General features: G+C 74.0%; 13 protein-coding genes. 6 read left to right on the top strand and 7 right to left on the bottom strand.

The window, feature by feature from the left end:
- Positions 1-49 precede the first annotated feature (49 nt).
- The 4 genes from ONA70_RS05980 to ONA70_RS05995 all read left to right on the top strand — a co-directional run bounded on the left by ONA70_RS05980 (position 50) and on the right by ONA70_RS05995 (position 3641).
- On the top strand, positions 50-304 hold the full coding sequence (locus ONA70_RS05980; protein WP_265005325.1) for a DUF6343 family protein: 255 nt from the start codon (positions 50-52) through the stop codon (positions 302-304).
- Positions 305-316: 12 nt separating this feature from the next.
- A complete protein-coding gene (locus ONA70_RS05985) occupies positions 317-1729 on the top strand; it encodes an NADP-dependent succinic semialdehyde dehydrogenase (RefSeq protein ID WP_265005326.1) in 1413 nt (470 codons plus the stop codon).
- Between the two features lie 77 nt (positions 1730-1806).
- Positions 1807-3387, top strand: a complete 1581-nt coding sequence (locus ONA70_RS05990) for a Na+/H+ antiporter (RefSeq protein WP_265005327.1) — start codon at positions 1807-1809, stop codon at positions 3385-3387.
- Complete coding sequence (locus ONA70_RS05995) at positions 3384-3641, top strand: UBP-type zinc finger domain-containing protein (protein WP_265005328.1); 258 nt, start codon at positions 3384-3386, stop codon at positions 3639-3641. The genes ONA70_RS05990 and ONA70_RS05995 overlap by 4 nt, the downstream gene beginning before the upstream one ends.
- 4 nt (positions 3642-3645) lie before the next feature.
- Here ONA70_RS05995 and ONA70_RS06000 read toward each other — a convergent pair whose 3' ends face one another.
- The 3 genes from ONA70_RS06000 to ONA70_RS06010 all read right to left on the bottom strand — a co-directional run bounded on the left by ONA70_RS06000 (position 3646) and on the right by ONA70_RS06010 (position 6182).
- Positions 3646-4179 (bottom strand): GNAT family N-acetyltransferase, encoded by a 534-nt coding sequence (locus tag ONA70_RS06000; RefSeq protein ID WP_265005329.1) that lies wholly within the window; start codon positions 4177-4179, stop codon positions 3646-3648.
- A 12-nt stretch (positions 4180-4191) separates the two neighbouring features.
- Positions 4192-5502 carry an MFS transporter gene (locus ONA70_RS06005; protein ID WP_265005330.1) on the bottom strand — a complete coding sequence of 437 codons (1311 nt, stop codon included), beginning with the start codon at positions 5500-5502 and terminating at the stop codon, positions 4192-4194.
- A 74-nt stretch (positions 5503-5576) separates the two neighbouring features.
- A complete protein-coding gene (locus tag ONA70_RS06010) occupies positions 5577-6182 on the bottom strand; it encodes an HAD family hydrolase (RefSeq protein WP_265005331.1) in 606 nt (201 codons plus the stop codon).
- Between the two features lie 66 nt (positions 6183-6248).
- Here ONA70_RS06010 and ONA70_RS06015 point away from each other — a divergent pair, with 66 nt between their 5' ends.
- Complete coding sequence (locus ONA70_RS06015; RefSeq protein ID WP_265005332.1) at positions 6249-6761, top strand: GNAT family N-acetyltransferase; 513 nt, start codon at positions 6249-6251, stop codon at positions 6759-6761.
- A gap of 110 nt (positions 6762-6871) precedes the next feature.
- Here the strand turns inward: ONA70_RS06015 and ONA70_RS06020 are convergent, their stop codons facing one another.
- The 4 genes from ONA70_RS06020 to ONA70_RS06035 form a co-directional block, all read right to left on the bottom strand.
- Positions 6872-7384, bottom strand: a complete 513-nt coding sequence (locus ONA70_RS06020; protein ID WP_265005333.1) for a hypothetical protein — start codon at positions 7382-7384, stop codon at positions 6872-6874.
- Between the two features lie 89 nt (positions 7385-7473).
- On the bottom strand, positions 7474-7794 hold the full coding sequence (locus ONA70_RS06025) for a DMT family transporter (protein WP_265005334.1): 321 nt from the start codon (positions 7792-7794) through the stop codon (positions 7474-7476).
- Positions 7795-7818: 24 nt separating this feature from the next.
- Positions 7819-8019 carry a DUF397 domain-containing protein gene (locus ONA70_RS06030; RefSeq protein ID WP_265005335.1) on the bottom strand — a complete coding sequence of 67 codons (201 nt, stop codon included), beginning with the start codon at positions 8017-8019 and terminating at the stop codon, positions 7819-7821.
- Positions 8007-8756, bottom strand: coding sequence for a helix-turn-helix domain-containing protein (locus ONA70_RS06035; RefSeq protein ID WP_265005336.1), 750 nt, complete (start codon positions 8754-8756; stop codon positions 8007-8009). Before ONA70_RS06035 ends, ONA70_RS06030 begins: the two co-directional genes overlap by 13 nt.
- Before the next feature lie 189 nt (positions 8757-8945).
- On the opposite strand from ONA70_RS06035, the gene ONA70_RS06040 reads away from it, so the two are divergent.
- Positions 8946-9140, top strand: a 195-nt coding sequence (locus ONA70_RS06040; protein WP_265005337.1) for a hypothetical protein, incomplete at its 3' end; no start/stop codon positions are given.

A 9140-nucleotide genomic window follows, 5' to 3' on the forward strand; every position in this document is an offset into this window, starting at 1 on the left:
ACCCAGCGGCAACCGGTTAGGGCGCTCCGTGCCGGGGTAGCCCGAAGGAATGACCCGATCACAGCCTCGCCGCCGGGTCAACGCCGCGTACAGCGCGCTGAACCTGCGGCTCGTGCTCGCCACCTTCGGCCTGGTCACCATGACTCTCTTCGCGGTGGTCGCCTTCTGGGTGCACCTGGTCTGGCTCGGCGTGGTCTGCGCCGTCCTCGCCCTGGTGGCCGTGGTCGACCTGGTCGTCATCCAGCGCCGCCGCGCTGCCCGTCGTCGCGAGGAGCCGGGTGTGCGGCACTCACTGTTCGAGTGACAGGAGTACGAGATGCCCATCGCCACCACCAATCCCGCCACCGGACAGGTGCTCAAGACGTACGACCCGATGTCGGACGAGCAGGTCGATGCCGCCATCGAGCGGGCCGACCAGGCCTTCCGGCAGTTGCACGGCACCACCGCCGCCCAGCGCGGGCAATGGCTCATCCGGGCCGCCGACCTGCTGGAGGCCGAGCGCGACGAGACCGCCCGGCTGATGACCACCGAGATGGGCAAGACGTACGCGGCGGCCAAGGCCGAGGTGACCAAGTGCGCCACCGCCTGCCGCTTCTACGCCGCCAACGCGGAGCGGATGCTCGCCGACGAGCCCGCTGACGCCGCCGCCGTCAAGGCGAAGCGGGCCTTCGTCCGCTACCAGCCGCTCGGCCCGGTGCTCGCGGTGATGCCGTGGAACTTCCCGCTCTGGCAGGTCATGCGGTTCGCCGCGCCGGCCCTGATGGCCGGCAACACCGGCCTGCTCAAGCACGCCTCCAACGTGCCGCAGACCGCCCTCTACCTGGAGGACCTGTTCCGCCGGGCCGGCTTCCCCGAGGGTGCGTTCACCACCCTGCTGGTCGGCTCGGACGCGGTCGACCGGATCCTCAGCGACTCCCGGGTCCGGGCCGCCACCCTCACCGGCAGCGAGGGCGCCGGCCGCTCGATCGCGCAGAGCGCCGGCCGGGAGTTGAAGAAGACCGTGCTGGAACTCGGCGGCAGCGACCCGTTCGTGGTGATGCCCTCGGCCGACCTGGACAAGGCCGCCGAGGTGGCCACCACCGCCCGCTGCCAGAACAACGGCCAGTCCTGCATCGCCGCCAAGCGGTTCATCGTGCACACCGACGTGTTCGACGCCTTCGCCGAGAAGTTCGCCGCCCGGATGTCGGCGCTGCGGGTCGGGGACCCGATGGACGCGAACACCGACGTCGGCCCGCTGGCCACCGACCGTGGCCGGAACGAGGTGCACGAGCAGGTGCGGGACGCCGCCGACAACGGCGCCACCATCCTGTGCGGCGGCGAGAAGCCCGCCGGTGACGGCTGGTACTACCCGCCGACCGTGGTCACCGACCTGCGGCCGGGGATGCGGATGTGGTCCGAGGAGGTGTTCGGGCCGGTCGCCGGCCTCTTCCGGGCGTCCTCGTACGAGGAGGCGATCGAGATCGCCAACGGCACCAACTTCGGCCTCGGCTCGAACGCCTGGACCACCGACCCGGCCGAGCAGGAGCGGTTCGCCACCGATCTGGACGCCGGCAACGTCTTCATCAACGGCATGACCACGTCCTATCCCGAGTTGCCGTTCGGCGGCGTGAAGAACTCGGGCTACGGGCGCGAGCTGTCCGCCCTCGGGATGCGGGAGTTCTGCAACACCAAGACCGTCTGGGTCGGCGAAGGCGAGGCCGGACCCGGCGCCGGGGCGCACTCCGAGTAGCGGGTGTTGACCGGGGCCCTTCCCATACCGAAGGCGTCAGGAAGGGGCCCGGGCTTGCCCGCCTAGGCTCGTACCCCATGGAGGCTCTGTTCGAGGTCGTCTTCTTCCTCGCGATCGCGACGTTCGGTGCGGCGCTGGCCCGGCGGCTGGGCCTGCTCGCGCCGATCCTGCTGGTCGTGCTCGGCCTCGTGCTGTCCTTCGTGCCCGGGTTCCCACAGGTGCGGCTGGACCCGAACCTGGTGCTGGTCGGCATCCTGCCGCCGCTGCTGTACGTGGCGGCGCTGAAGACCTCGGTGCCGGCGTTCCGGCTCAACATCCGGCCGATCCTGCTGCTCGCCGTCGGGCTGGTGCTCTTCACCGCGTTCGTGGTGGGCACCGTCGTGCACCTGCTGCTGCCCGACGTGCCGTACGCGATCTGCCTGGCGCTGGGCGCGGTGGTGGCGCCGCCCGACGCGGTCGCCGCCACCGCGGTGGCCCGCAAGGTCGGCCTGCCCCGGCGGATCGTCACCATCCTGGAGGGCGAGAGCCTGGTCAACGACGCCACCGCGCTGGTGCTGCTGCGGGTGGCGGTCGCCGCGGCCACGGTGGCCGGCGGCCACGTCGGGTTCGGCGAGGTGGCCCGTGAGGTGCTGGTCGCCGCCGGCGGTGGCATCCTCATCGGCCTGCTCGGCGTGGTTGTCTTCGGCTACCTGCACAAGCGGATCACCGACGCGGTGCTGGACAACGCGCTGTCGCTGATCGTGCCGTTCGCGGTGGTCTTCGCCGCCGAGGAGATCCACGCCTCCGGGGTGGTCGCCGTGGTGGTGACCGGTCTGGGCATCGGCCACAAACAGCCGCTGCTGATGTCCGCCGCCTCCCGGCTCCAGGTGGGCGCGTTCTGGCGGCTGATCCAGTTCCTGCTGGAAGGGCTGGTCTTCCTGCTGGTCGGCCTGCAACTGCGGGAGGTCGTCCGGGATCTGAACGAGCCGTTCGGCCGGCTGGTCGGGATCACCGCCGCGGTGCTGCTCGCCGTCGTGCTGACCCGGTTCGTCTGGCTCTTCCCGGCCACCTACCTGGCCCGGCTGGTGCCCCGCGGCCGCCGCCGGGACCAGCCGCCGTCGGTGCGGTTCCCCCTCGTCATCGGCTGGGCCGGGATGCGCGGCGTGGTCACCCTCGCCGCCGCGCTCGCCCTGCCGTTCACCCTGGCCGACGGCCGGGCGTACCCACGACAGCTGTTCATCTGGCTGGCGTTCGCGGTGATCGTGGTGACCCTGGTCGCGCAGGGCGCCACCCTGCCCGCGGTGGCCCGGGCGGTGAAACTGCCCCCGGACGACCCGGTGCAGGACGCGCTCTCCGCCGCCGGCGTGCAGCAGCAGGCCAGCCGGGCGGCCCGGGAACGCCTGGAGGGACTGGCCGAGGGGGCGCCCGCCGCGGTCGTCGAGCGGCTGCGCGGGCTGGTGCAGAGCCGGACCAACCTGGCCTGGGAACGGCTCGGCGGCACCGAGCGGGAGACCCCCTCCCAGGCGTACGGTCGGCTGCGGCAGGAGATGATCGACGCCGAGCGGGAGGTGTTCCGGGCCGCCCGCGACTCCGGGCGGATCCCGGAGGAGGTGCTGGTCCGCGCCTACCGTGACCTGGACCTGGAGGAGTCGTTGCTGCGACAGGAGGACAAGGAATGAGCTGCCAGCACCTGGCCGAGGCGGGCGACGCCGAGCCGCAGACCATGACCGAGTGCCCCGACTGCGTCGCCGTCGGCAACGACGACTGGGTGCACCTGCGGTCCTGCCTGGCCTGCGGGCACGTCGGCTGCTGCGACTCGTCGCCGTACCAGCACGCCAGCAAGCACTTCGCGGACACCGGGCACCCGGTGATGCGCTCGATCCAACCCGGCGAGTCGTGGCGCTGGTGCTTCGTCGACGAGGAGATCGGCTGACCGGTCAGCCGAGCCGGCGGGCGAGGACCTGGCCGGGCCACGGCACCCGGCCCGGACGCTCGACCGTGAACGGGTCGGTGGCGGTGAATCCGCAGCCCTCGTAGAAGCGGACCAACGCCCGGTCGTCGCCGCCGTAGCAGTCCACCCGCAGCAGCCCCAGGCCACGCTCACGGGCGAGGTCCGCCGCGTACGCCAGCAGCCGCGCCCCGATCCCGTGGCCCGCGTACGCCCGGTCGGTGACCAACAGGTTCACGTACAGTTCCGGTTCGGTGGCCGGCGGGACGTACTCGGTGGCCTCGCCCACGACCAGCGCGCCCACCGCCACGTCGCCGAGCATCGCCAGGTACAGGCCGCCACCGGTGGCCCACGCGTCGGCCTGGGCGATCCGGCGCGGATCGGTCGACGCCGGCTCGGTGCCCCACTGCCCGGTCCGGCCCCTCGCCACCAGCCAGGCGGTGGCGGTGTCGAGCAGCCGCAGCACGGTGAGGGCGTCGTCCGGGCCGCCCGGACGGACGGCGAGGGTCTGCTGGTCGGTCATGCCGTCATGCTGCTACACGGCGGCGGTCGGTCGATCATCGGCCACCGCCGGCTCGTCGGCCGCCCGGTTGGCCAGCGCCCACCCGGTCAGCGCCGGAGCGGCCAGGCCGACGCCCGCGAACAGCACGCCGAGGGCCAGCCAGCCCGGCACCCCGCCGTCGAGCACCAGCAGGGTGAGCAGCGCCGGGCCGACCGCCCGGGCCAGGCCGGCGAGCAGCCCGTCCGCCCCCTGATACGCGCCGAGCGCGTCCGGCGGGGCGAGGTCGTAGGCGAGGCCCGCCGCGGCGGAGCCGTGCCACAGGTCACCGAGGGTCCAGACGGCCGTGGCGACCAGCAGCAGCGCGACCGCCGGCACGGTGGACAGGCCCCCGGTGGCCGCGTAGAGCGGCGTCGCCGCCGCCAGCACGAGACCGGCCCGGCGCAACTGTCGGGCCGCCGGGGCGGCGGTGTCCGCACCCCGGCTGAGCCGTACCGCCAGCAGCACGGTGAGCACCGTGTTGGTCAGCAGCACCGCCGACACCACCGGCGGCGGCGCGCCGGCCCGGGTCACCGTCCACAGCGGCACCACGAGCGTGAGCGTCGTCAGGTGCAGGGCCGGCACCGCCGACGCCGCGCTCACCGCGAGGAACCGCCCGTCGCGCAGCGCGCCGCCGCGCCGGAACGTGGCCGGTCCGGCCCGTCGGCCGCCGCCGGTCGTCGGCGGGTAGGCCGGCAGTCTCAGGAGCAACGCCGCGGACAGCAGGTAGGTGGCGGCATCCCCGACCACCAGCACCTGGTACGCCCGGTGGGTGTCTGCGGCCAACGCGAGCCCGGCCAGCGCCGTGCCGACTGCGATGCCCAGGTTGGCGACCGCGCGCAGGGTGGCGAAGGCGTGCACCCGACCCTGCGGGCCGGCGACCGCGGCGACCAGTGCGGCCCGCACCGCCAGGTTGCCGGAGGTGAGCAGCGCGTCCAGCACCGCCACCGCGAGGAAGACCGGGAACGAGTCGACCAGCAGGTACGCCGCCGCCACGACCGCCTGGCACACCTGGAGCAGGGCGCGCAGCGTGCGCGGATCGCGCCGGTCCGCCAGGCCGCCCAGCGGCACGCTGGCGGTGAGCCCGACCAGCCCGGCGAGGGTGAGACCGGCGCCGACCGAGGCGGGGGAGAGCCCCACGTCCCGGGTCAGGTAGAGCGCCGCGCCGGCCAGCCAGAGCCCGGAGCCGACCGTGTTGGCCAGGGTGGCCAGGGAGAGGGTGCGCAGCCGGCCCGGCGGCGGGATCGGCGACGCGCCGAGCAGTCCTCGCCACCCTCGCCGGGCTGCGGCGTCCTCGTTGACGGCCATGCCACCGAACCTAGGCGTGAACGCGAGTGCCGGAGGGCCCACCGGGCGCGACGAGGGTCACATCGGATGGACGCCTACCTTCTTCCCGCGACTCGTTCCCACGGCTGAGGTACGCGCACCGCAGCCATGCCCGCCGCGGCCGCGGCCTGTACGCCGAGCTCGGTGTCCTCGAAGACCAGGCAGTCCGCCGGAGCCACGCCGAGCCGGCGGGCGGCGAGCAGGAAGCACTCCGGATCGGGCTTGGCCCGCGCGTAGTCGCCGGCGCAGACCAGCGTCTCGAACCGGTCGAGCAGGCCCAGCGCGGTGAGCGACGCGGTGACCGACTCGCGGGTGCTGCCGGAGACGACCGCGAACGGCACCCGCCCGTGGGCGTCCTCGATGTGCGCCAGCACCTCCGGCACGGCGGTCAAATCGGGCAGCGACCGTCGGTAGTGGTCCTCCTGGCGGTACGCCACCATGTCGACCGGCATGGCCAGCCCGTGGCGCTCGTTCAGGTCGGCGATGATGTCGGCGACCGGCCGGCCGCCCCAGGCGTAGAACTGCTCCTCGGGGAACTCGCAACCCCACTCGTCCAGCGCGGAGCGCCAGGCGGCGTAGTGCACAGGCATCGAGTCGACGATGGTGCCGTCGCAGTCGAACAGGTACGCGCGGAAGTCGCCGGTCGGCAAGGTCAGGGCCACCGGTGCAGGGTACGCAACCGAAATCGGCTGGCCCCGCGCGTCCCCGGTCTGACAGGGTCGGCAGCCGTGAAACGGAGCAGGGTGGCCCGGGCCGACGAGTTGACCGAGGTGCAGCGGATCGAGGTGGCCTCCGGGGTGCCGTTCCGGGAGATCGGCATGACCGAGGTGGCCGACATGCCACCGCTGCCGCTGGAGGTGCTGGCCGCGGCCCAGGAGGCCGGGCGGCTTTTCGTGACGGTCGACGCCGCCGACCGGCCGGTCGCCTTCGTGGTCGTTGAACTGGTGGACGGTTGCGCGCACGTCCAGCAGCTCAGCGTCGACCCGCCGTACGCCCGGCGGGGCATCGGGCGGCGGCTGCTCGACGACGTGGCGGGTTGGGCGGTCGGGCAGGGGCTGCCGGCGCTGACGCTGACCACGTTCCGGAGCGTGCCGTGGAACGGGCCGTACTACGCGCGCTGCGGGTTCCGGGAGCTGGCCGGGGCGGAGGTGACTCCGGGGCTGGCGGAGCTGCTGGCGGCCGAGGCGGCGCTCGGCCTGGACCCGGCCGACCGGATCGCCATGCGCCGGCCGGTCGGCTGAACCCGCGCTCGCGAAGATCGCGCTCGAACGCGGAAGTAGTGGCCTCCGCCGGATCAGGAGGCGACTACTTCCTCGATCGAGCGCTCCTGCGCCGGCCGGTCGGGTGAGGGTCAGCGGCGTCCGGGACGTGGGCCGCCGTACAGGTGCACCCGCTCGTCGCGGTCGCGGGTCCACCGGCCGTCGTGGAAGAGGCCGGGGTGGGCGGGAGCGTGCGCGACGTGCACGGTCCACTCCTCGTACCACCAGCGGGCGGAGCAGTGGCAGCCGGTGAACCGGAAGTTCGCCCGCCACCGGCCGAGCTGACCCGGTGCGAGGGAGAACAACCGGGTGCCGACCCGCCGGACCGGAAACGAGGCGCGGCTCGGAAGTCGGTCGACCAGCGCCCTGCCGTCGCGCCACTCCACCCACAGTCCCGCGTCCCGCGCCGCCGCCGCGCCCTCCCGGAGCTGTTCCGCCGGTCGGTAGCCGGTCGCCTCGTCGAGCAGCAGCTCGTGCACCGCGAGCACGTCGCTCGGCAAGGGCGGCAGCGCGTACTGCCGGCGGAGCCGGCCCCGGACGGTGCCCGCGGCGGCGTCGCGGCTGGACCAGCGGACCACGATCCGCTGCACCACCAGCGCGCCCACCGGCCCTCCATGACTGAAGGACAGCTCCACTCGCCGTCCATGCCGTCACCATCGCGTACGCCCTCCGCCAGCGTCCACCGGGTTTCGGCTCAGTGGGCCCCGTCGAGGTTGAGCACGACGACCCCGGCGATGACCAGGCCGGCGCCGACCACCTTCGCGACGCTCAGCGGCTCGCCCAGGAAGGCCGCGCCGATCGCCATGATGGCCGCGGTGCCGAGCCCGGACCAGATCGCGTACGCCACGCCGACCGGGATGTCCCTGACCGTCAGGGCGAGCAGCCCGAACGACGACAGGTACGCCACCGCCACGCCGAGCGTGGGCCAGAGCCGGGTGAAGCCGTCGGTCGCCTTGAGCAGGCTGGTCCCGATCACCTCGGCAGTGATCGCCCCCAGCAGGAGCAGGTACGCCATCCAGGGACCGTACCGGGGCGCGGGTCAGGCGTGCCCGGAGCCGCGCAGGCCGTGGACGAACGCCCGCCAGGCGGCCGGGGGGAAGGTGAGCGTGCCACCGGTGCGGTCCTTGGAGTCGCGGACCAGCACGACGCCGGGCAGGTTGTCGGCGACCTCGACGCAGTTGCCGCCGTTGGAGCTGCTGCGGGTGCTGGTGCGCCAGCGGGCGCCGGTCAGGTCAGCCATGGTCGCGCCTTCAGGAGCTGGATCGTCTGGTCGCGCGGCAGCGCCACCGACCTGAGAGTGTCCCAGACCTGCCACAGGGCGGCAACGTCCTTTGTCGTCCGCCCGGCGGCCTGGTCGTCCAGATAGGCCACGTCCTCGCCGCCGTCCATGCTGGCGATGACGAACGGGCCGGCCTGCCCGGGGTGGAAACCGGCGCGCAGCGGCAGCACGTGCAGCAGCACCCGGGGTCGCTGCGCCATGACCACCAGGTGGTCGAGCTGCGGCTGCATGATCTCCGGTTCGCCCCGGCGCAGCGCGGCCTCGTCGACCACGAAGACGGTCAGCGGCGGGCGGGGCCGGTCGAAGACGGCCGCCTGGCGGGCGATCCGGGCGGCCACGTAGCCCTCCACCTCCTCGTCCGCGAGGGGGCCGCTGGTCAGCACCGCGTGCGCGTACGCCTCGGTCTGGAGCAGGCCGGGCAGCACCGACGTCTCCCACGAGCGGAGCGCGGCGGCCTCCCGCTCCACCTCCGCCCACGGCCGGAACCAGGCCGGCTCGCGGCGGCGGACCACCTCCGGCCAGAGTTCGCCGACCTCCCGGCCGAGCGCCTGGGACACCGCCGCCCGGTGCCGGGGATGCGGGACTCGTCCCGGCGTCACCCAGCGGGCGGCCGTCTTCGGATCCACCCCCACCCGGTCGGCAAGGGACTCCGCCGTCTCTCCCGCCTCGGCCATCGCGACCCGCAGCGCGTCGTTCACACCCGCCTCCATTGAGGACGTCCCGGACGTCCGCCGACCCTATCGCCACGCGGTGTGACCGTCTCGCGACGCGCGGAAGCATTTCGATCAGCGGGACCGCCGCCGTGGCCCGAACCGGCGGTGGGACCGCGGGCCGCCCGGACAACGGCGTCCGGGCGGCCCTTCCACCGACCGTCGAGGAGGCTCCCGTTGTTCCGGTTCCGGCGTCGTGACCCCGTCCCACCCCCGCCCCGCGTCCCGCGTCCCCGCCCGGCCTGGGAGAACGCGGCCACCCAGGTCTTCCCCACCATGGCCCCCGGCCGGGCCGGCAACCTGACCCCGGCCCAGCGGTGGCGGGCCGGCGGCTGGCGCCACAATGCCGGCGGCGGCCGCGGCAACGCCGGC

The sequence above is a fragment of the Micromonospora yasonensis genome, from assembly GCF_026013475.1.
Taxonomy (GTDB): domain Bacteria; phylum Actinomycetota; class Actinomycetes; order Mycobacteriales; family Micromonosporaceae; genus Micromonospora; species Micromonospora yasonensis.